This window comes from Tardiphaga sp. 215_C5_N2_1, assembly GCF_052076055.1.
In the GTDB taxonomy this organism is placed as follows: Bacteria; Pseudomonadota; Alphaproteobacteria; order Rhizobiales; family Xanthobacteraceae; genus Tardiphaga; species Tardiphaga robiniae.
Genome location: NZ_CP197240.1, coordinates 3,929,629 through 3,951,167, shown reverse-complemented (window position 1 = coordinate 3,951,167; position 21,539 = coordinate 3,929,629). Strand labels below are relative to the sequence as shown.

Genomic DNA, 21,539 nt, shown 5'->3' with positions numbered 1-21,539 from the left:
CTGGTTTGCCGTCCCACACCCGTCACGTCGTCCACTCTCTGCCCAAACAGCCCATTCGCCCAAATCATCTTCGCTCAAGCGATCTTGCTGCCCAAGTGGCCTACTTGTCCCCGACCACTTCGATCTGCCACACCCCGAGCGCCTCGATCCGCGGCCCGCCGCGCCTCTCGATCCATCCCCGAACGCGAATATGTCGTCTTTCCAGGGACTTAAGCATAATTCCTGCCGTCTCGAAGGCGGCTATCATGCGCCTTGAAACGGTCACCGCAAAGTCCTCAGTCCAGCGACGCCCGAAATTGACGTAGGTCACCGCCCCGGCCTGGCGAACCGACAGAACCCGCCCCTCGACTACCCCGAAACGCCCCACATCGGCCAAGATATCGCCGGGACTTTCCGCGTTTTTTATGACGTTGGTTTGAGCCCAGATTCCGCGCTTCAACCGGCGGGCCGAGCCTTCCGCAGCGGCGAGTTCCGCCGCACAGGCTTTATCCGAAACCGTGCCGGAGGCGAGGGCGGCGCCCTGCGCCAGAAGCTGCGCCTGGAGCGACGGCGCAGCGGGATCAACGAAGACAAAAGCCGGTTGTCGGCCGTAGCGATCCGGCATGTCGCTTTCGCCGTACAAGGTGACATCACGGCCGGAGACCAATGCGAAAAGTTCGTTTGTCGACTTCGATGAGCCAGCGATCGGCTCGATCCCCGCCAGACGGATCACGTTGCCGTCGCTCAAACGCAATGTTCTGACATCGATCACGTCGGCGACACGACCTTCGCCCTGGGCGGCGAACATGCAGGCCGCCGACGCAGGTTGCGCGGACGTTGAAATGCCGATTGCCAGCAACAGCGCTGCGGCACGCGACACGTCACACTTTGCTGATGCGGCACGCATCACGCCACCTTGCGAGCTCCGGTCAACCTCTCGTCTATCATAGCCAGCAATCCATTCCGCTTTGCGGAAAACCTTGATGTCTTTGCAGCTATTCTTGGCAGCGCCGCCGCTTGCCGCTGTTGTTCCATTGCGGCATGATCGCGATAACAACAACACCGCGCACGAACAACAACGGCGCGTCTGAGGGAGGGACTTTTGAAGAAGATCATTTCAGGTCTGCTGGCGTCAGCAATGGTATTCGCGGCCACAAGTGCCATGGCGCAGACCAAGCCGCTTAAGCTCGGCGCAATTCTCGATATGTCGGGCCTGTATGCCGATATCACCGGCGTCGGCAGCGAGACCGCAGCCAAGATGGCTGCGGAAGATTTCGGCGGTGAAGTGCTGGGCCGCAAGATCGAGATCATTGCAGCCGACCATCTCAACAAGGCCGATCTGTCCGCCAACATCGCACGCGACATGCTCGACAATCAGGGCGTCGAGGCGATCATCGACGTTGCGGCATCGGCGACCGCGCTGGCAGCGAGTGAAATCGCGCGGGCGCGCAACAAGATCATCATCTTCAACGGCCCGGGCTCGATCCGTCTCAGCAACGAGGCTTGCGGCCCCTATACGGTGCATTACGTGTTCGACACTTACGCGCAGGCCAATGTGACCGGTCTCGCCACGGTGAAAAACGGTCTCGACACCTGGTTCTTCCTGTCGGCCGACTACGCATTCGGCGCGGACCTCGAGAAAGACACCACGGCTGTCGTCACCAAGGCCGGCGGCAAGGTGCTGGGCTCGGTCAAGCATCCGCTGAATACGTCCGACTTCTCGTCCTTCCTGCTGCAGGCGCAGAGCTCCAAAGCCAAGGTCGTCGGCCTCGCCAATGCTGGCGGTGATACGATCACCGCGATCAAGCAGGCGGCCGAGTTCGGCTTGACGCGCAGCGGCGGACAGAAACTGTCGCCGCTGTTGGCCTTCATCTCCGATATCGACAGTGTCGGTCTTGATACTGCGCAGGGCCTGATCCTGGCAGAAGCGTTCTATTGGGATCTCAATGACGAGACGCGAGCTTTCACCAAGCGTTTCCAGGAGCGCACCAAGCGCGTACCGACATCGGCCCAGGCCGGCGTCTATTCATCGGTGCTGCATTATCTCAAGGCCGTGAAGGCCGCCGGCACTACGGACTCGGCTCCGGTCATGAAGCTCATGAAGGAGACGCCGATTAACGACATGTTTGCCAAGAATGGCCGGATTCGCGAGGATGGCCGCATGGTGCATGACATGTACCTGTTCGAGGTGAAGAAGCCGTCGGAATCCAAGGGCCGCTGGGACGACTACAAGCTGCTCGCGACCGTTCCCGCAGAGCAGGCATTCCAGCCGCTGGAAGCCTCGCGCTGTCCGCTGGTGAAAAAGTAATCGTCGGGGCCCGAAGCTTGCCGGACGATCAAGAACAACAAGGAGCGCAATCATGAGCGACATCGTCCTGCAGGACCTCGACAACGGTCTTCTGACCATCACCATGAATCGTCCGGATCGGCGCAATGCGCTCAATCCGGAGATGACACAGGGGCTGGTCGCGGCAGCACGCCGTGCGCAGGAAGATCACGACGTCCGCGCCGTGCTCATCAAGGGCGCCGGCGGCACGTTCTGTGTCGGTGGCGACGTCAAGTCGATGGCGGCCGGCCGCGCGCCGCTGCCGTTCGAGGCCAAGCGCGCCAATCTGCGCCGCGGCATGGAAGTGTCGCGCATTCTGCACCAGATGGCGAAGCCGGTGGTGGCGCAGCTTGACGGCGCTGCCGCGGGCGCTGGCCTCTCCATCGCGCTGTCCTGCGATCTGCGCGTCGCCGCAAGCTCGGTGAAGATCACCACGGCCTTCGCCAAGGTCGGCTTCTCCGGCGATTATGGCGGCACCTATTTTCTGACCAAGATGCTCGGCAGCGCCAAGGCACGTGAGCTCTATCTGATGTCGCCGGTGCTCTCCGCACAGGAAGCGCTGGCGCTCGGCATGGTGACCAAGGTTGTCGACGACGCCGAGGTGGAGACAGCGGCGCGCGACCTGGCAATGTCACTCGCCCAGGGCCCGAGCATCACCTACGGCTATATCAAGACCAACATCAACAATGCCGAGACGATGACGCTCGAAGCCTGTTTCGACGGCGAGGCGATCCATCACACCCGCTGCAGCGATACCGACGATCACAAGGAGGCCGCCAAGGCCTTCGTCGAGAAGCGCAAGCCGGTCTTCAAGGGGCAATGACCATGAGCCAGATGCGGTTGCGGCAAGTTTGTCTGGTCGCTCCGCATCTGGAGCCAGTGGTGAGCGATATCGCGGCCATTCTTGGCCTCAATGTCTGCTACCGCGATCCTCATGTCGGCAAATACGGGCTTGAAAATGCACTGATGCCCGTTGAGGCGACGTTGCTCGAAGTGGTCGCGCCGACGCAGCCGGGCACGGCGGCTGGGCGGTTCATGGAGAAATCCGGCGGGCGCGGCGGCTATATGGTGATCCTGTCCTGCGAGGATCCCGACGAGCGTGGGCGCTTCGCCGCCAACATCGGCGTGCGCACCGCCAATGTGATCGATCATCCGCCCTATCACGGCGTGCAATTGCATCCACGCGATTGCCGAGCCGCCTTCATCGAGTTCAATCACACCAAAGACAGCGACGACGATTTCGGGCCGTATCCGCCGGCCGGTCCGGACTGGCAGGAGGCGATCCGCCATGACATCACGCGCGCGCTGACCGAGGTCGAGCTGCAGAGTCCGGACCATTACGATCTGGCGCAGCACTGGAGCAATATCATCGGTGTGCCGCTGACCTCGGCCCGCAACGACGATCCGCAGATCGCGTTCACGAACGGCTGTTTGCGCTTCGCGAAGGGCAAGAGCGAAGCGATGACCGGGATCACTTTTCGCGTCAACGACGTCGCACAGGTGCTCGGCAGCGCACGGGCACGCGGATGTCCCTGCGCCGGGGATGCATTTCTGCTGGCCGGGGTCACGTTTCGCGTCGTTGCGTGATCGCGGCAATCGCCGCACGATCAGTTCCTGTTTGACGCGTTTCCTTCATGCGAACCGGTATCCACTTCGCTCGGAAACGCTACGGCAACAACAATAAACCGGAAACGCCATGACTGTGACACGTCCGCATCCGCTGGACTCGTTCTTCAATCCATCCAGCATCGCCATCATTGGCGCTTCCCGCGATGTCACGAAGATCCCGGGCCTGCTTCTCTCCTTTTTGCGCAAAAACCAGTTCTCCGGCGCGATCTATCCGGTCAATCCGAACTATCCGGATATCGATGGGCTGACGTGCCATCCGAGCATCGCAGCCATCGGGCAGCCGATAGATCTCGCCATCGTGATCATTCCTGCGCGTGTCGTGCTCGGCGCGCTTGAGGACTGCGCGAAACTCGGCGTCAAACACGCGATCATCATCTCCTCCGGCTTTGCCGAGGAAGGCGGCGATTCCATCGCCATGCAGGATGCTATTGCGACGCTGGCGAAGCGCACGGGGATGCGGATCTCCGGACCGAACGCCGAGGGGTACTACAACCAGATCGCCGGCATTGCCGCGACCTTCAGCCCAACCGTTGATGTAAGGCCGGATCAGCTGCAGCTGGTCGCTACCACGAAGCGGATCGGTATCGTCGCGCAATCCGGCGGCATCGGCTTTGCGATCTATAACCGCGCCAAGTCGCTCGGCATTGCTCTGAGCACCGTGATCTCGACCGGCAACGAGTCCGATCTCGGTGCCGGCGAATTCTTTGGCTACATGGTGCAGGACACGGCAACCGACGTGATCCTGCTGTTCATCGAGGGCATTCGCGACGTCGACAAATTTCTCGCCGCGGCTCGCAAGGCGGCGGAGCTCGGCAAGCCGGTCATCGTCGTAAAGGTCGGCCGCTCCGGTGCTGGCGAGCGCGCAGCAGCCTCGCATACCGCCAGCATGGCGGGCTGGACGGCGGCCTATGATGCGGTGTTCGCGCGCTATGGATTCATCGTCTCCAACGATCTCGACGAAGCGGTGACCATCGCCGCAGTGCTGACCACGTCGCCGCTGCCGAAGGGCGACCGCGTCGCTGTCGTCACCGTCTCGGGCGGCGCAGGTATCTGGGGCGCTGATGCCGTGTCGGCGCAGGGGCTGCAGGTGCCCGAATTGTCGGACGGCGTTCAGGCGACGATTCGCGGGCTGATCCCGTCCTACGGGTCGCCATGCAATCCGATCGATATCACGGCCCAAGCGGTGCATAGTGGCGGGCTACAAAAGACCATTGAATTGCTCGACAGGTCTGACGAGGTCGATGCAATCTTGGTGGTCATCTCGCTATCGAGCGAGACGCGGATGCCGTTCAAGACGCCGGAGCTGAAGCCCGTCATTGCTGCGCAGAGCAAACCGATCGTGTTCTGGTCCTATACGCTGCCGTCCAATTTTGCGCGCACCGGTCTCGCCGAATCCGGTGTGGTCGTGTTATCCGGCCTCACGCATGTCAGCGTCGCATTGAGGCGACTTGTCGATCACGCCAGTTTCAATCTGGCTGAACCGGTCGCCACGGTCGCGGCTGCGCCGAACGATCTGGTTGAGCATCTGACCGCGCCGACGCTCTCCGAGTATGACAGCAAGACGCTGCTGCAGATTGCCGGTGTCGCGCTGCCAGGCGAGGTTCTTGTCACCGACAGATCGGCGCTGGATGCAGCGATTGCCGGGATCGGCTTCCCGCTGGCGATGAAGATCCAGTCACGCGACATTCCGCACAAGAGCGAGGTTGGCGGCGTCAGGGTCAACATCACCACGAAGAGTGAAGCCGCAGCTGCCTATGATGCGCTGACTGCCAGCGCCCGGCAGCACCGGCCGTGGGCTGCGCTGCAGGGCGTGCTCGTTTCGCCGATGGCTAGCAAGGGTGTCGAAATCATCGTCGGCACGCTGCTGGACGAGACCTTCGGGCCGATGGTGATGGTCGGCCTTGGTGGAGTGACGGCGGAATTGTTCAAGGACGTGGTCTATCGTCCGGCGCCCGTGAGTGCCGCTGAGGCTGCTTCCATGCTAGGCGCACTCAAGGCCGCGCCGTTGCTGAACGGCTTTCGCGGCGCGCTGAAGGCCGACGTGTCGGCGGCGGCGGAGCTGATTGCGCAGCTCTCGCAGCTCGCAGCTCAGTTCAAGGGCGAGATTGCCGAGATCGAACTCAATCCGGTACTGGTGCATCCCACGGGTGAGGGAGTCACCATCGTCGATGCGTTGGTGGTGCGGAAGGGGTAGGCGGCCGTCAAATAAAAATGGCCGGGGCGTCTAGCGAAGCTCGCTTCGCGCTGCCCGGCCATTTCCAAGTGAGGTTTGAAAAACAAACCCGACGGGGACTTAGCGCCCCTTGAAGTTCGGCACCCGGCGTTCGGCAGTCGCCGCAACGCCTTCCTTGAAATCTTCTGTCTTACGCAGGCGCGTCTGTTCGGCGAGTTCGTGCTCCGTCGCCTTGGCGACGCGGTCGGCGAGGCCGTTGCGCATGGTGGCGCGGGTCGAGAGCAGGCCGAGCGGCGAGCATTCGGCGATCTCCTCGGCGAGCTTGATCGCGGCGTCGCGGACCTCGGCCTGCGGCACCAGCACATTGGCGAGGCCCATCTTCAGGGCTTCCTCTCCGCCGACACGGCGGCTGGTGTAGAACATCAACTCCGCATTGTTCTTGCCGACCACTTCGGTGAGCGCGACCGTCAGGCCGAAGCCGGGATGGAAGCCGAGCTTGGTGAAATTGGCAGCGAAGCGCGTTTCCGGGCAGGCGACGCGGAAATCGGCCGACACCGCGAGGCCGAGGCCACCGCCAATGGCCGCGCCCTGCACGGCCGCGACGATCGGCTTCTTGGCGCGGAAGATGCGCACGGCTTCCATATAGAGATGGCCGATGGAGCCGAGATTGTCGGCGGGGTCGCCACTTTTGGCAGCTGCCTCGGTCTCCTTGCGGTTCGGGTCGCTGAAATCGGCGCCGGCGCAGAACGCCTTGCCTTGCGCGCACAGAACCGTCGCCCGGATTTCGGGATTGGCATCGATCTCGTCCAGCGCGTTGGCGATCTGCTGGATCAGCAGGATGTCGAAGAAATTCAGTGGCGGCTTGCGGATCTCGATAATCGCAATGTGGCCACGGGTCTCGACGGCGATGTCTTTGTAGGTGGTCATGATGGCTCTCTGTTGAATGGATGGATCAGCGCAGACCAAGTCCGCGCGCGATGATGCCGCGCAGGACTTCGGTGGTGCCGCCCTGAATGGTCAGTTTTGGCGCCGTCTTGATGGCGAAGCCCAGCATCTCGTCCAGCGTGGCGTGATTGGAGGCACTGTCGTCGACGAAAGCCGCGAGTTCGCGCACGCGATGGGGCAACTGCTGCTCCCAGATCGTACCGATATCCTTGACGATGGACGCTTCGACCACCGGCTCCTTGCCGGCCTGCAGCATGCCGGCCACCGACACCGACATGCGCCGCATCGTGTGGAGCTGGGCGACCAGACGACCAATGCCTTCGGCGCTGCGGGTGTCCGGCTTCGGGCCGACAGCGCGAACCAGCTCGGTCAGCACGTAATAGGTCTCAAGGAAACGTTCGGGGCCGGATCGCTCATAGGCGAGCTCGCTGGTGGCCTGCTTCCAGGCGCTGTCGATCTCGCCGAGCATGTGGTCGTCGGGCACGAAGTGATCGGTGAACACGACTTCGTTGAATTCATACTGGCCGGTGATCTGCGCGATCGGGTTCACCGTGATACCCGGCTTCTTCATATTGACCAGAAACTGCGTCAACCCGTGGCGGCGGTTTTCCTTGGTCGGGGCCGATGTGCGGAAGATCGCGATCATGTAGTCGGCCATATGGGCCGAGGTCGTCCAGATCTTGCTGCCGTTGATGAGCCAGCCGCCGTCGGTCTTGGTGGCCTTGGTCTTGGCGGCGAACAGGTCGGAGCCCGAATTCGGTTCGCTCATGCCGATGGAGAAACAGACCTCGCCGCGGCAGATGCGCGGCAGGATGTCCATCTTGATATGCTCGGGCGCGTATTTCAGCAGCACCGGGCCGCTCTGGCGGTCGGCGACGAAAAAGCGGCGCACCGGCGCGTTGGCCACGCGCATCTCTTCGGTAACAACGTAGCGTTCAAGGAACGAGCGCTCGTGGCCGCCATACTTCTTGGGCCAGGTCATGCCGAGCCAGCCGCGCTCGCCGACGCGCTTGCTGAATTCAGGATTGTCCGAGTCCTCGCGCTGGGGCTTGTGCGGATCGAAAGTGCCGGCGGCGATTTCCTCGGCGAGGAAAGCGCGCACTTCCTTGCGCAGCTGCTCGCATTCGGGCGGTAGGCGGATCGGATCGAAACGAAGGGCAGCAGTCATGTGAAAGATCTCGTTTCTTGTGTTCGATCAGCGCGACGCGACCAGAGGCCACAGCTCGTCGGCACCGCGCGCAGCGACCAGTTTGCCGAGCTCGACCGCCCAGTAGCTTTCGCTGCCGAAATCATCGCGCCATGCCAACGCGCGCAGCGTGTAGCGATGCAGGATGTGTTCCTGCGTGAAGCCGATGGCACCAAGAACCTGATGCGCAATGGCGGCGCCCTTTTCGGCGGCCTCGGAGCAACGGATCTTTGCAGCGGCGGCCTCGAGGAAGAGCGCGTCATCGAGCGGTGCGCCGCTGGAGAAGGCGTCAGCCGCGGAGCTGGCAGCGGCGAGGGCTGCCGAGGTCTCGCCTGCGAGTTTCGCCAGATTGTGCTGCACCGCCTGGAACTTCGAGATCTTCTTCTCGAACGCCACGCGCTCGCCAGAATAGTTCACGCCGATGCCAAGCATGGTTTCCAGTGCACCGGCAATCTGCTGGCTGCGTACGAGTGCGCCCATCAGCAACAGCGCGTTCTGATCGAAGCCCGATGCTGCAGATTGAATAGTGACCGGCTTCACAGTGTCGAAATGCACCGTGTCGGACGGATCATCGGCCAGACCGAGCCCACCCTCAATCCGGCAGGCGCTGGCGTCCACCAGCGCAATAGAGGCGCCGCCGATGCCAGAGGCGACGACGGCGATGTATTTCGCATCCTTCGCGAACGGCACGCCACGTGCGCGGCCGGTGATTGTACCATCCGCGTTGAGCGTGAGGCGATCGCGCGGGCTTGCCGGCGCGACGGTCATCATGCCTACGGGCGATTTGATCTGGGCCTGCGCGAGCAGCCAGCCCGCCAGCATGGTCTCGGCGAGCGGCACCGCAACGCCGGCGCGACCGGCGACGCTGAGGACGCTGAAACCTTCGGCCATGCTGGTGCCGGAGCCGTCGCACTCTTCAGGCACCCATGAGAGCGGCAGGCCAGCATCGGTCAGTGCTTGCCAGAGCGGCGCTTTCCAGCTGCCGTTCTTGTCGTGATTGATGGTCTGTGCGTCAGCGAGATCGGCGAAAATACGTTCCGCGGTTTCCGCAACGATATTGTCTGCGTCCGTCAAGGCGTTCCCCGTGTGCTAGCGCATCTCATTCGGCAGGGAATGCCGGGCATGGGCGCTGCCACTTTTCTTGCATTCATGATGCGGAAAAGGCGGAAGGAAGACAAGCGGGCTGGCCGCAGAGGGGCCTGCGGTGGCGGCATGATATGTTGGTGCGACGCAATTTAATTCCGCAAAGCGAACTTGTGCCGCGTTGTATACCAGCGCGACCGCATTATGGTAGATCGCATCAGCGGCAGAACAAGCAGAGGAAATGCAGATGGCAAGTGACGGTTTGTGCGTCGTGATTACAGGGTCGGCATCGGGGCTTGGTGCTGCGACCGCCGCCATTCTCGCCAAGGACGGCGCCCGTATTGTCATCAACTATTCGTCGAGTCAGAAGGAAGCCGAAGCCACTGCCGAGCTGTGCCGCGATGCGGGTGCAACCGAAGTCATCGTGGTTCAAGGCGATGTATCGAAGGACGAGGATTGCAAGAACATCGTCGCGGCTGCCCAGCACTGGGGGCGGATCGATGCGCTGATCAACAATGCCGGCATGACCAAGCATGTGCCGCATCACGATCTCGATGGCCTGTCCGCGGAAGATTTCCAGCGCATCTACGCGGTCAACACGATCGGGCCCTATCAGATGGTACGTGCGGCGCGTGCCTTGCTCGAAGCCGGCGCCAAGGCGTCGGGTCGTGCTTCGGCCGTCGTCAATGTCTCGTCGATGGCCGGTATCACAGGCGGCGGTTCGTCAGTCGCCTATGCCGCCAGCAAGGGCGCGCTGAATTCGATGACGCTGTCGCTCGGCCGAGCACTAGCTCCGCTGATCCGCGTCAATACGGTCTGCCCTGGCTATATTGATACGCCATGGTTCACCAAGGGACGCGGTGCGGACGGCGCTGCCAAAGTTCGCGATGCCGTAATCGCGCGAGTTCCGCTGAAGGTGGCCTCGACCGCGGAGGACGTCGCCGCCCTGATCTGCTTCCTCGCCACGTCGCCATCGAGCAATATGACGGGCGAATTGGTGCGGATGGATGCCGGCATGCATCTGCTGGCCTGATCGGAAACCTGCGTCAAACAGCAAAAAGCCTCGGGTAATGCCCGAGGCTTTTTCATTCTCGATTGCTGGCAGATCAGCGATTGCCCGGATCGGAAATCATCCGGCGGGCAACCAGCCTGTTCCAGATGAACAGCACCACCAGCGCGCCGATCGTGGCGGTGATGAAGCCGGCACCCTGGTTCGGGCCGTAATGGCCGATCTGCTGGCCGATGAACGTCGCCAGGAATGCGCCGGCAATACCCAGGATAGTGGTCAGAATGAAGCCGCTGGGGTTGTTTGGCCCCGGTGACAGAAGGCGGGCGATAATGCCTGCGACAAAGCCCACAACGAGAATCCAGATCATAGCAATATCCCCTCTTCTAAGTGCGCGTTAAACCCAGCTGGACTTAACTTCGTCTTCCGTGGGTAGCCGGCCATGCGGTGTGAACTGATTAACGGCATCGGGTAGTTCGTTGCTCAGCTCCGCGAGAAGCTGCTCGCGGGACATGCCGGTGCGCGACGTCAGTTGCGCGATCTGATCCGCGCCAAGTGCGGCGCCGAGATCATTAGGCGAGATCTGCTTGTTCGGGCCGGAGCTGACCCAGGAATCCGCGGCGTCGCCATGGCCGTTCTGCTGGAACTGCTTAAGCAGGTCGCCGAGGCCACCGCTGAGCACGCTGCCGGCGGCTCCGCCCGCCAACAGACCGCCGAGCGGGCCCTTCAGAAGGTCGCCGAGGCCGCCACCGCCTGCTGCAGTGCCAGAATTTCCGCCGAGGAGGCCGCCAAGCATACCACCAAGGCCGCTATCTTGCGCGCTGGCCTGCGTCGTATTCGGCGGCGGGATTTCTTGCGAGTGCCCCTGTGCCGCCGGTTGGCTACCAGTGAAGTGCTTGTATCCTTTGTAGGCGAGCAGCGCGAGGATCGCCATCGTCATCGGCGACATGCCGCCGCTCTTGTCGTCGGGATCGCTGGGGCCACGCGGCCCGTTGGCCATGCCATTCAGAATGTCGAGCAAACCCATGATCATCTCCTGTTCTGCCAGCCCGGCGAAAGCATAGCTGCGCGGTATGACGCCTACAAGGCGCGTCGGTTCCGCCGATAGGCAGCGCTGCGGCATTTTGCTAGTAACGGATGCTGGATGAACGGGAGATGACGTGATCGAAACGCGGCCCATTTGTATCGCCGGTGCCGGCAGTATCGGCTGTTTCGTGGGTGGCATCCTGGCGGCAGCCGGCCGCGACGTCGCCATACTGGCGCGGCGGCGCATCGTGGACAGCATCGAGGGGCACGGTCTGAGGCTGACGAGCTTCGAGGGACTTGATCAACGTCTCGCCCCCGGCCAGCTGCGGCTGTCGGATGACCCCGCCATCATGAGCGAGGCGAAGATCATTCTGGTCGCGGTCAAGAGTGGCGATACGGCGGAGATGGCGAGGCTGATCGCGGATCATGCAGCGAAAGACGCGATCGTCGTCAGCCTGCAGAACGGCGTCGGCAATGTCGGAGTCCTGCGCGCAGCTCTGCCCGGGCGCCGCATCCTCGGCGGAATGGTGCCATTTAATGTCATCGCAAAGGACGATGGTCATGTTCACCGCGCAACGTCCGGAAACATCGTCGTCGAACGCGATGGGGCCGATACCGCTTCGGAGCTATCCGTGCCGCATCTTGCCGTCCTTGCGAGCGACGATATCGTCGGTGTCCAGTGGGGTAAGCTGCTGGTCAATTTGAACAACGCGCTCAATGCGCTGTCGGATATACCGCTGCGGTCGCAGCTTGCACAGCGCGCGTGGCGCTCGTTATTCGCCGATCAAATGGCGGAAGGCCTGGCCGTTCTGAAAGTCGCCGGTATCAAGCCCATCTCGGCGACGCCGATCCCTGCGCGACTAACGCCGCATTTGCTGCGGCTACCTGACGGCCTGTTCAATATGCTGCTCGGGCGGACGATGAAGATCGACGCAAATGCGCGCTCGTCCATGTGGGAGGATCTGCAGCGCGATCGACGCACCGAGATTGACTATTTGCAGGGTGTCGTCGTTGAGCTGGCGGCGAAATATCAGATCACGGCTCCGCTATCGCTGCGCGTGATGACACTGATCAAGCACGCAGAGACGTCAGGCAGGGGATCGCCCGCACTCACGCCAGATCAGATTCGCAGTTAGCGTGAAATTGATTGAGCTGAAGGGAGTGTTGGACCGGCTTCGGCGCTATCATTACGAGAATGTTACTAATCATTTCGGCTACTATCGGCGGACTCAACTATCCGAATGATCCAATTGCGTCTGCCGGTCAATGCGATGGTACCATTATCCGTTGCATTCGCATCAAGCCGATGATTATCCGTTAAATATCAATTGCGGATACGCGTCGGTGAATTCTCAGTAAATGAGATGTAAAGCGTCTTTTAGCCCGTTATTCGCAGACGAGTAGCAGTTCGCGTCGTGAAGAAGGCTCGCAGGAGTACGGCTGGTTCAATACTAGACATCATGATGTGACATCAGGGGCTATGTCATTCGCGACATCTTTAGTATAGAAGGCCGCGTGATTTGACGGTGGTTCGCGCTTCGCGCGCCGGGCTGGGCGTTTGATCCTTTCATATCATCGGCAAAGCGTGTGCCGGTCGAATTATTCAACTAACAATCGGAGCTACAATGGCCAAGAAAGCGAAAAAGAAACTCGTCCGTCGCGAGTACACCAAGGAAGACGTGAAGATCCTGAAGGCGCATTCGAAGGCCCAGACCCCGCTCGAGAAGATTTCCAAGGAGATGAAGCGCACCGGTGGTTCGCTGCGTCAGAAAGCCATCAAGCTTGGCATTCCGCTCGGTCATCGTCGCCGCAAGGCGAAGAAGGTTGCCACGAAGGCTACCAAGGTGACTAAGACTGCAAAGGCCAAGAAGGCCAAGAAGTAAGCTTTCGTACTGAACGAAGCCGGCCTGAAGTTCGTTAGCGCTTCAGGCCGTTTTCTTGGGTGGAGCGATCGATGCGAACCCTGTTTTTGAAGGTCTTGAAGCGGAAATCCTGCGCCGCTATCGCTGTGGTTGCGGCGATGCTAAGCATTGGTGCTATCGCACCTGCATTTGTGGTTCCTCCGACGGTCACCCCGTCGCCGGGTTATGATGCCCGGCTTGCCGAGCAACGACGCGCGACTGAAGTGCAGGCGCCTGCGCATGCTCGCAAGCCCGCTGCCGCGATCGTCTGCGCAACGTCGTCGGTATAGTCATTGAATCTGATCCGTGAAGCGATTGTCATGACCTACCGCCCCCTGAGGTTGTTTGTGCTCTGTGGTGCGTTGATCGTGGCAACCATTGTCGAAAGCAGGGCGGCGGATTATGCGAGCCAGATCAGTGCCTTTCGCCGGGCGCACAAGCTCTCCTCTGTCACACTGGACAGTAAATTGAACGCGGTAGCGCTTGCTCAGGCGCAGGCGATGTCATCCAGTGGCAAGGTCAGCCACGAGGTCGGCGGTGTTTTCTCCGCGCGTGTGGGGAAGCTCCGCAAATCCAAAGCAGCAGAGAATATCGCGGCGGGCTTCCTGACATTTCCCGAAACGTTGAGGCAATGGGAAGAGAGCCCAGGTCATCGCGAGAACCTGCTCATGTCCGGCGCACGCAAGGTCGGCGTCGCTTACGTCGCCAATCCCAAGTCGCCCTACCGGATGTTCTGGGCGATGGTCATCACGGATTGATGCCTGACAGGTTGCTATGGCTCAAGTGCGCTTGGTCTTGGCCGGCGCGGGCGTGCCGAACAGCGCGTCCTTGATGTCTTTCAGCCCCGATGACAATTTGGACCACCCACAGGTAAGCGGCTCGATCGCGCAATCCGGCTCCTTGGCGCGCACTTTGGGCCGAGGCCTGGGTAGCACGACAGGCTTCGCATCGCTTGGGGTTTCCGCGGTCTGCCGAAAGTCCGTTTCGAGCGCAGCCTGGGTTTGCGCTTCGCGCTGCTTTTCAGCGAAGGCCGCGACGATGACGCTGCGACGCTGATTGTCCAGATAGATCTTGTACTGCTCGTCGATCGCCTTCTGTTCAGCCGTGGTTGGGTTCGGGCCAGCGATATCAAAGCTGCGGTTCTGCATGAAGTCGTGATACGTATAGCCGCCACCGCGCTTGCGCCGTCCCGCGAATTTGCTTTCGCAATCCGACAGCGCCACAGCCTTGGCGTCTTTCGAAGCCGTCGATTTTTCGATGCGCTCGGCGCAATCTTCATAATCCGCAGGCGCGGCAGTCCACCATTGCGCACGAGCAGGCGAAGACATCAACGCGAGACCGGAGAGTGATGCGGTCGTCAGTAGCGCAAATATGAGTGACTTGTATGCGGACAAATGAGCCACGTGGGTTCCGATGTAGGTAACAAACCCAATTCTTGCCATTTGTGGGCCATTTTTCAACCTCGGATGTGTTACTTCTCCCCGCTTTTGGAGCAAGTGCAGCATGACTGCATCAGTGCGGTCATGTGGTACGCAGACCGGCGTTATTTCGCGATACAACGCTGATGTGGAAGTGTTTTCAGGCAGAGATCTGTGGCTGCTCTCATATCACTGAAATTGATGACTTCAGAGTTTTGAGTCATTCTTGACAGTAGTTTTCGGATCGCGCTGCTACTCGACGCGCAATCACCTACACGGGACCACACGTAGTTTGCGAAGCGACGGGCTCACGTCCGATGGAGCGGTGTTGTCGTTTCGTTTCGTGCGCCTGGGACTCTATCCGATGACAGGCACGAAAAAGGGCGGTCCTTTGGGCCGCCCTTTTTCTCAGATGTCAGTTGTCTTACTGGCAGATGTGTCGTCGGCCGTCCTCGCCGCGGAACCAAGTTCCCGGCTGACACACGAAGCCCATGCGCTGTGCGTAGGAATCGCGCGGGACGCCATTGTAGCCATCATAGGAATTGTAGCTGTTCCGGAACGGCGCAGTTGCGATGGCCCCGGCGGTGCCCACAGCCGCACCCGCTACACCGACCGCGCCGCCAACCACGCCTGCCGCAACGTCACCCGGCCAGAAGCCCGAATCACGATAGCCGCTATCGACTGTACTGGCGCGATAGTCCTGCGTGGCCTGCGCCCGGCGATTCATCGGGTCCTTTGCCATCACTGGCGTAGCGATCAAGCCAGAGACCACGGCAACAGCAGCAAGAAGTTTCATCTTTGTCATGCGGGATTCTCCATCGTTATTATGACAACCAGCCAACGATGGGCGGTCCGAGACGTTCCGCGATAGATGTCCCGATCTTTTAAGGGCATGTGACGCCGGTTCCGGCCCCGTCCTATTTGAACTGCCAACGGGTAGCGATGATCGAACGGCTCTGGTATGGAACTGTCCATGCCCGGTGTTCCTGACCGGGATCGCGGTCCCGTAGCTCAGCCGGATAGAGCGACGGTTTCCTAAACCGTAGGTCGCATGTTCGAGTCATGCCGGGATCGCCAGCTTTCCTTCTGTTTAATCCAAAACAGGCCATTTTCGCGACGAGTTCGGACCTCCTGGTGTCAGGCGACGGCGATCTCGCGCTTCTGGAGCATGGCGCGAATCTCTCGTGACGGCTTGGCGGCACTGAAAAGAAAACCCTGCATCTGGGTACAACCGAGCATACGCAGTGCGTCGAGTTGATCGGCTGTCTCAACGCCCTCCGCCGTGGTGATCATGTTGCGGGCGGCCGCGATGGTTACAACCGCCTGTACGATCGATGACGATCCGCCGGGCGCCACGATGTCCCGGATGAAACTGCGGTCGATCTTGACCTTGTCGAACGGGAATCGCTGCAGATAGCTGAGCGACGAATAGCCGGTCCCGAAATCGTCCAGCGCAATCCCGACACCAATGCCGCGGAGCTGATGGAGGATCGCGAGCGCCATCTCATCATCGCGGATCAGCACTGTTTCGGTGACCTCAAGTTCGAGTCGGTGAGCTGGCAAGTTGGCTGCCACGAGGGCTCGAGTGACATTCAAGGCCAGGGTCTGCGTCGTGAATTGAATCGGCGATACATTGACAGCGAGCTTGATCGGCGCCGGCCAGGAGGCGGCCTCAGCGCATGCCGTTCGCAATACCCAATTGCCGAGTTCGGTAATCAGGCCGGTTTCTTCGGCGATCGGAATGAACTCTGCCGGTGAAACCATGCCGCGAACCGGATGCCGCCAGCGGAGCAACGCTTCGCAACCAGTAATCTCGTTGCTGGCGATATCGACGACGGGTTGATAGTGAACCTCAAGTCCGTCTTCCGCGAGCGCCTTCCGCAGATCCTGCTCCAGCGCGCGCCGCGCCCTTGCGCCTTCATCCATGGCAGGCTCGAAGAAGCGAAAGGTGCGCCGTCCAGCGGCCTTGGCGCTATACATTGCAAGGTCGGCGTGTCTCAGCAATTCGTCGAGATCGGAGCCGTCATCGGGGGCTACAGCGATTCCGATGCTGGCATCGGTCGTGATCTGGTGACCAAGGCATTCATAGGGCTGCCGGATGGCGTCATAGAGCGGCACCACTAGATGGGTGACATCGCTGCGGCGAGCAATTCCCGTATGCACGATGGCGAATTCGTCGCCGCCAAGTCGTGCGACAAAGCCCGCATTACCGACACAGCTGCGCAGCCGCGTGGCCACGATTTTTAGCAGTTCGTCGCCGATCGCATGACCGAGCGTGTCATTGACGCTCTTGAACTCATCGATATCGATATAGAGAATCGCAAATCGCGCGCCGTCATGCAGCGTTGCGATTTCCGCTTCGAGGCGCTCACGGAACATCACCCGATTGGGGAGATCTGTCAGAGCATCGTAATGCGCAAGATGGGCGATGCGCTCTTCCGAACGTTTGCGATCGGTGATGTCCTCGAGCGTAGAGGCCCAGCCGCCGTCCCCCGATCTCTGAACGAGGATCTGGATCGAACGACCATCCGGCGTGGTCAGTAGCGTATCGTGGACAGGGCCTTCAGCAACGCTTCGCAAGAACGACGTGCAGTATTCGTCGACATCGCCGATGAAGGTTCCGTTGTCCTTGCGATGCTGGATGAGGTCGCGGAAATAGCAGCCTGGCTTCACGATCTTGTCGGATAGTCCGAACATGTCGATGAAGCGCCGATTGCAGACGACCAGCCGGCCATAGGCATCGAACAACAGCAGGCCCTGCGTCATATTGTTGATTGCAGTATCGAGATGTGTCGATTTTTGCGCCAGCATCCGTTCGGCCGAGCGGTGCTGGCGGTTCAGCTGCCGGACGATCAGGAACAGCGTCGCCAGGATCACCAATGCGGTAAGTGTCGCACCGATGATTTGATATTTGGTCTGCTCGCGCCAGTCATGCAGGGCCGCGGGCATGCTGGTGGTCGCGACGATCATCACGGGAGCCGCCGCGAGGCGCCTTGCGGAGCCCAATTCGTCTTCCCCGTCGATGGGGCTGATATAGTGCCCCGTCGAGGTTCCGCCCGTCGACCAGAGGTCCTTGAAGACTGAGCTGTTGCTGAGGTTCTGGCCGATAACGGTCTCGTTCTGCGGATAGCGAGCAAGCACGGTGCCGTTGCGGTGGATCATCAAGATCTTGGCGTCTTTTTCGAGCGCGAGGGATGCGAAGAAGCTCTCGAAGTGAACCGGCTCGACGCCGCGGCTGATGATGCCCATGAATTCGCCATGGCGTCCGATCAGCTTGCGCGAAAACACGGCGGTCCATGCACCAGTCACCCTGCTGATGACGGGTTCGGCCAATACGACCGCGGGCCCGTTGTCGGCCTGCAGCGTCTGGAAATGCTGACGGTCGGCAATGTCGATGGCAGGCACCGGCCAGGTTTCCGACGAGTTGAGCAGCTTGCCTTCGGAATCGAACAGGTTGATGCCGCCGACATAGGGCAGGCTGCTGAGCTTGGTGCGTAGCATGCGGTGGACGTCGATCCCCGACATCAGATGCTGATAGGCGGCGCTGTTCTGGATGTTGGCCGACTTCATATAGGTGATGACGTCGTTCTGGATGCCCTGCAGGTCTCCGAACTGCTGGTCGAAGTGTCGTGCGACCAGCAGAACCGTGTTGTCCAGTTCGCGCTTCTTGCTCTCGATGGCGCGGTCTCTGAAATGGACGGTGATGTAGGCCGTGCCGATGGCGATGGCGGTAATCAGCAGGCAGCCGCACAGGATGAGGCCCTGGATCGGCCCGCCTTGAAATCGGAAACGGCGCAGCGCGGCGAAGCCAGCAAGGCCGCCAGCGCCATCAGACCGTTCCCCCGACTTTGCGTCGTTTTGCCCCATGCGTAGTTTTGTACCGGGGGGACCGCCAACACGCCGTTACGAACTTCGGTGAACGATAGGTTAAGACGCTGCGCCATCACGACGATGTCGACACGCCGCCGGCGGCCTATCCCGCCGCCGAACCATGGACGATATCGGCCTGCTCGCCGCGCTCGATCAGCGATTTGACCAGCGAGGATTTCACGCCGGAGACGTGTTCGCGCATCAGTACCTCCGCGCGCCAGGGCTCGCGGGCCAAAATGGCGTCGTAGATCCGGTGATGATCATCATGACGCCGGCGTACGTCGCGATGCTCGAAGGCGACGATATTGCGGCTCGATGACATCGGCACGTGGTGGCAGATCCGGATCATCTCCGCCAGCATGCGGTTACGGGCGGCGCCCAGCAGGGTGTCGTGGAAGTCGCCATTGATGCCCCGATAGATGGTGAGATCGCCTTCCGCGAACTCACCGCGCGCCAGCAGTTTGTCGCCGGCGACAAGGCTTTCCTCGATGATGGCGCGCTCCTCGGCGCTCAGTCCACGTTCGGCGGCGAAGCGTGCGGCCACGCCTTCCAGCGATGCGCGAATTTCATAAGCATCGACGATGGCCGAGAGCGGGAATTCACGGACGGTGAAGCCGCGATTGGGGGCGTAGTCGAGCAGCCCTTCGCCGGCCAGTGCCTGCAAGGCGGCCCGGACGGGGGTCCGCGAGACCTCCAGCGTCTTGCTGAAGCGGACCTCGTTGATCCGTTCGCCTGCGCTGACCGTGCCATCCAGAATGGCGTCGCGGATCTGATCCGTCACCGATAGCGACCGGTTAGCGGCGCGGCCGGGGCCGCCAGCTTCAGGCGGCGGCAAGGGGGATGAGTCGGGCATCGGTGGTGCTCCGCAGCAAAGTGAATACAATTCAATCCGAGTGTGATCCGTCTTTGCTACTCAGCATACAGGAAAGCGCAATTTTACTGCATAAATATCGCGCATAAAGGGGAGGCAATTCGCGGAAATGATGAGCATCTGAAAAAGTGTATGTAATTCCGATTGACTCGTGACCCGAACCCGCAATGATGCGGTCACGTTCACAAGAAGCAGGCGGTACGCGTCTCATGGCGGCAGGGAAGTCGATCGGCGAAAACGCCATCGAGGAGATCACGGCGGATCGTACCCCGCACTATGAGCCGTTTGGCTGGCATCACTGGCCGGAGCATCCCTGGCTTGCCTATCAATTCCGCCGCGGTCTCGGTGAGACCCAGGAGGGCGGCGGCAGCGTGTCCGAGGTGATGCTGGCCGGTTCGCGGATGATCCCGGGCGACCTCGAAAGCTGGCATAAAGAGTGGATGGTGATCGCGGATGCCAACTGGCAGCGCGGCCTTTCCGAAGAAAAGCTCGGCCACATCCGCACGGCGATGAACTGCTTCCTGCGGGCCGCCGACTACTACCGCCAGGCAGAATTCCATCTCGAGCCGACCGACCCGCAACGGCTGCCGACCTTCGAGAAGATGGAGGCCTGCTCGCATAAGTTCATTTCCTATCTCAATCCGCCCGGCGAAGTGGTCGAAATCCCTTATGAGCCGGGCAAGCCGATCTGCGGCTACTTCATCCGTGCGCCATTTCCGGGAGACAAGCTGCCGGTGCTGATCTGCATGGGCGGTCTCGACTCCATCAAGGACGAGATGTGGTTCATGCAGGCCCATGGTTGCCTGCAGCGCGGCATCTCGGTGCTGATGGTCGATCTGCCCGGGCAGGGCGGTACCTTGCGCCGCCACGGACTTGCAACCCGCGCCGATACGGAAGTGCCGGTCGGCAAATGTGTCGACTGGCTCGAAAAGCGCGCCGATGTCGATAGCTCGCGCATCGCGGTCTGCGGCTCCAGCATGGGCGGTTACTACGCCGCGCGCGCCGGCTGTTACGAGCATCGCCTCGCGGCGGTGATCTCGCACGGGGCTGTCTGGTCGGTGCATGACATGTGGGGCCAGAAGGGCGACGACTTCGGTCTGGCGATGCATATCCGCTGGGTATTTGGCGCCAAGACCATGAAGGAAGCTCATGAGCTGATGAAGCCCTTTACGCTGAAGGGCCATCTCGAACACATGAAGTGTCCGTATCTCGTGCTGCATGGCGGCCACGACGTGCTCACGGTGACCGCGGCGCGCTCGACCTATGACCATGCGATTGCCAATGGTGTTGATGCGACATTGCGCGTGCTTGAGCCGGACGAGACCGGCGCCGAACATTGCCAGCACGACAATCCCACCATTGGACAGGAAGTGTTGGCCGACTGGCTCGCCGACAAATTCAAGATCGATCAGCGCACTCTGCTGAAAACTTCGTTCAACCCGCTGGTGTGATCATGAATTTTGGTGTCGATCAGATCAAGGCTGCCGTTGTCGCGATCGACCTGCATCGCGGTCATCTGGACATGTCGGTGGCGACCATGCCGACCACGCCGGATGTCGCGAAGACGGTGATCGCTGCCAATAAGCGGCTGTTCGACTGGTGCCGTAGTGTCGGCATTCCCGTGATCCACCAGGTCACGTCCTATCGCGACGAGGCCGAGATCCGCGCCAATCCGTTCTGGCGGACCCGCGCCGAGGATCCAAAAGCAACGCGCAAGAATGTGATGCGGCACAATATCATGGGCGGCCCCGGCTGCACCGTGATGCCGGAGCTGCTGGACCCCAGCGACTTCATCGTCAACACCAAGAAGCGCTACGATTGCTTCTTGGGCACCGATCTCGATTTCGTGTTGCGTTCGCACGGCATCAACACGCTGCTCGTCACCGGCGTAAACACCAATTCCTGTGTGCTGGCGACGACGACGGCTGCCAATGTGCGGGACTACTCGGTGATCGTCGTCGAGGATTGCGTCGACAGCATGGACGGGCCGGAGTTGCACGCCGCCGGCCTCGCCTGCATCCGCACCGCCTTCGGTTTCGTGATGGATACCGATGCCGTGATGCAGCTCGATGGCCTCAAGGGTGCAGGACGCGCCGCATGATCCCATACAACTTCCCACTTTCGAA

Annotated in this window: 20 protein-coding genes and 1 tRNA gene; 11 read left to right on the top strand and 10 right to left on the bottom strand. The window is 61.0% G+C overall.

The window, feature by feature from the left end; translation table 11 throughout:
* Positions 1-100: 100 nt before the first annotated feature.
* Complete coding sequence (locus tag AB7828_RS18815) at positions 101-886, bottom strand: thermonuclease family protein (RefSeq protein WP_441230867.1); 786 nt, start codon at positions 884-886, stop codon at positions 101-103.
* Between the two features lie 231 nt (positions 887-1,117).
* On the opposite strand from AB7828_RS18815, the gene AB7828_RS18810 reads away from it, so the two are divergent.
* From AB7828_RS18810 to AB7828_RS18795, 4 genes are all read left to right on the top strand, one after another.
* On the top strand, positions 1,118-2,287 hold the full coding sequence (locus AB7828_RS18810) for an ABC transporter substrate-binding protein (protein WP_374725626.1): 1,170 nt from the start codon (positions 1,118-1,120) through the stop codon (positions 2,285-2,287).
* Positions 2,288-2,339: 52 nt separating this feature from the next.
* Positions 2,340-3,128, top strand: a complete 789-nt coding sequence (locus AB7828_RS18805; protein ID WP_441230866.1) for an enoyl-CoA hydratase — start codon at positions 2,340-2,342, stop codon at positions 3,126-3,128.
* Positions 3,129-3,130: 2 nt separating this feature from the next.
* Positions 3,131-3,892, top strand: coding sequence for a hypothetical protein (locus tag AB7828_RS18800; protein ID WP_439065200.1), 762 nt, complete (start codon positions 3,131-3,133; stop codon positions 3,890-3,892).
* A gap of 109 nt (positions 3,893-4,001) precedes the next feature.
* Positions 4,002-6,128, top strand: coding sequence for an acetate--CoA ligase family protein (locus AB7828_RS18795; RefSeq protein ID WP_441230865.1), 2,127 nt, complete (start codon positions 4,002-4,004; stop codon positions 6,126-6,128).
* Positions 6,129-6,227: 99 nt separating this feature from the next.
* Here the strand turns inward: AB7828_RS18795 and AB7828_RS18790 are convergent, their stop codons facing one another.
* Genes AB7828_RS18790 through AB7828_RS18780 form a run of 3 tightly spaced genes read right to left on the bottom strand, consistent with a single transcriptional unit; the run spans position 6,228 to position 9,312 of the window.
* A complete protein-coding gene (locus tag AB7828_RS18790) occupies positions 6,228-7,034 on the bottom strand; it encodes an enoyl-CoA hydratase/isomerase family protein (RefSeq protein WP_439078557.1) in 807 nt (268 codons plus the stop codon).
* A gap of 25 nt (positions 7,035-7,059) precedes the next feature.
* On the bottom strand, positions 7,060-8,220 hold the full coding sequence (locus AB7828_RS18785; RefSeq protein WP_439078556.1) for an acyl-CoA dehydrogenase family protein: 1,161 nt from the start codon (positions 8,218-8,220) through the stop codon (positions 7,060-7,062).
* 27 nt (positions 8,221-8,247) lie between these two features.
* Positions 8,248-9,312, bottom strand: a complete 1,065-nt coding sequence (locus AB7828_RS18780) for an acyl-CoA dehydrogenase family protein (RefSeq protein WP_441230864.1) — start codon at positions 9,310-9,312, stop codon at positions 8,248-8,250.
* 256 nt (positions 9,313-9,568) lie between these two features.
* Between AB7828_RS18780 and AB7828_RS18775 the strand changes: the two genes are divergently transcribed.
* A complete protein-coding gene (locus tag AB7828_RS18775) occupies positions 9,569-10,354 on the top strand; it encodes an SDR family NAD(P)-dependent oxidoreductase (protein ID WP_441230863.1) in 786 nt (261 codons plus the stop codon).
* Positions 10,355-10,427: 73 nt separating this feature from the next.
* On the opposite strand, the gene AB7828_RS18770 is transcribed toward AB7828_RS18775, so the two are convergent.
* Both AB7828_RS18770 and AB7828_RS18765 read right to left on the bottom strand, forming a co-directional pair.
* The gene (locus AB7828_RS18770) at positions 10,428-10,697 is read right to left on the bottom strand and encodes a GlsB/YeaQ/YmgE family stress response membrane protein (protein WP_089267746.1); all 270 of its coding nucleotides are present in this window, start codon (positions 10,695-10,697) and stop codon (positions 10,428-10,430) included.
* A 27-nt stretch (positions 10,698-10,724) separates the two neighbouring features.
* Positions 10,725-11,354, bottom strand: a complete 630-nt coding sequence (locus tag AB7828_RS18765; protein ID WP_089267854.1) for a YidB family protein — start codon at positions 11,352-11,354, stop codon at positions 10,725-10,727.
* Between the two features lie 133 nt (positions 11,355-11,487).
* Here AB7828_RS18765 and AB7828_RS18760 point away from each other — a divergent pair, with 133 nt between their 5' ends.
* The 3 genes from AB7828_RS18760 to AB7828_RS18750 all read left to right on the top strand — a co-directional run bounded on the left by AB7828_RS18760 (position 11,488) and on the right by AB7828_RS18750 (position 14,012).
* A complete protein-coding gene (locus tag AB7828_RS18760) occupies positions 11,488-12,489 on the top strand; it encodes a 2-dehydropantoate 2-reductase (protein WP_441230862.1) in 1,002 nt (333 codons plus the stop codon).
* Positions 12,490-12,978: 489 nt separating this feature from the next.
* Positions 12,979-13,236 carry a hypothetical protein gene (locus tag AB7828_RS18755; protein ID WP_231078919.1) on the top strand — a complete coding sequence of 86 codons (258 nt, stop codon included), beginning with the start codon at positions 12,979-12,981 and terminating at the stop codon, positions 13,234-13,236.
* Between the two features lie 311 nt (positions 13,237-13,547).
* A complete protein-coding gene (locus tag AB7828_RS18750) occupies positions 13,548-14,012 on the top strand; it encodes a CAP domain-containing protein (RefSeq protein WP_439074457.1) in 465 nt (154 codons plus the stop codon).
* Between the two features lie 21 nt (positions 14,013-14,033).
* Here AB7828_RS18750 and AB7828_RS18745 read toward each other — a convergent pair whose 3' ends face one another.
* Both AB7828_RS18745 and AB7828_RS18740 read right to left on the bottom strand, forming a co-directional pair.
* Entirely contained in the window at positions 14,034-14,759 is a 726-nt protein-coding gene (locus AB7828_RS18745; RefSeq protein ID WP_441230861.1) for a hypothetical protein, read from the bottom strand.
* Between the two features lie 337 nt (positions 14,760-15,096).
* Positions 15,097-15,477, bottom strand: coding sequence for a hypothetical protein (locus AB7828_RS18740; protein WP_441230860.1), 381 nt, complete (start codon positions 15,475-15,477; stop codon positions 15,097-15,099).
* 195 nt (positions 15,478-15,672) lie between these two features.
* Here AB7828_RS18740 and AB7828_RS18735 point away from each other — a divergent pair.
* Positions 15,673-15,749: transfer RNA gene (locus tag AB7828_RS18735), tRNA-Arg, on the top strand.
* A 60-nt stretch (positions 15,750-15,809) separates the two neighbouring features.
* On the opposite strand, the gene AB7828_RS18730 is transcribed toward AB7828_RS18735, so the two are convergent.
* Entirely contained in the window at positions 15,810-18,539 is a 2,730-nt protein-coding gene (locus AB7828_RS18730; RefSeq protein WP_441230859.1) for a bifunctional diguanylate cyclase/phosphodiesterase, read from the bottom strand.
* Between the two features lie 106 nt (positions 18,540-18,645).
* Positions 18,646-19,395 carry a GntR family transcriptional regulator gene (locus AB7828_RS18725; RefSeq protein ID WP_441230858.1) on the bottom strand — a complete coding sequence of 250 codons (750 nt, stop codon included), beginning with the start codon at positions 19,393-19,395 and terminating at the stop codon, positions 18,646-18,648.
* 227 nt (positions 19,396-19,622) lie between these two features.
* Between AB7828_RS18725 and AB7828_RS18720 the strand changes: the two genes are divergently transcribed.
* Together AB7828_RS18720 and AB7828_RS18715 are read left to right on the top strand one after the other, a co-directional pair.
* The gene (locus AB7828_RS18720; protein ID WP_441230857.1) at positions 19,623-20,864 is read left to right on the top strand and encodes an alpha/beta hydrolase family protein; all 1,242 of its coding nucleotides are present in this window, start codon (positions 19,623-19,625) and stop codon (positions 20,862-20,864) included.
* A 2-nt stretch (positions 20,865-20,866) separates the two neighbouring features.
* Positions 20,867-21,514: a cysteine hydrolase family protein gene (locus tag AB7828_RS18715; RefSeq protein WP_089267740.1), complete on the top strand. Its 648-nt coding sequence runs from the start codon at positions 20,867-20,869 to the stop codon at positions 21,512-21,514.
* The last annotated feature ends 25 nt before the right edge of the window (positions 21,515-21,539 follow it).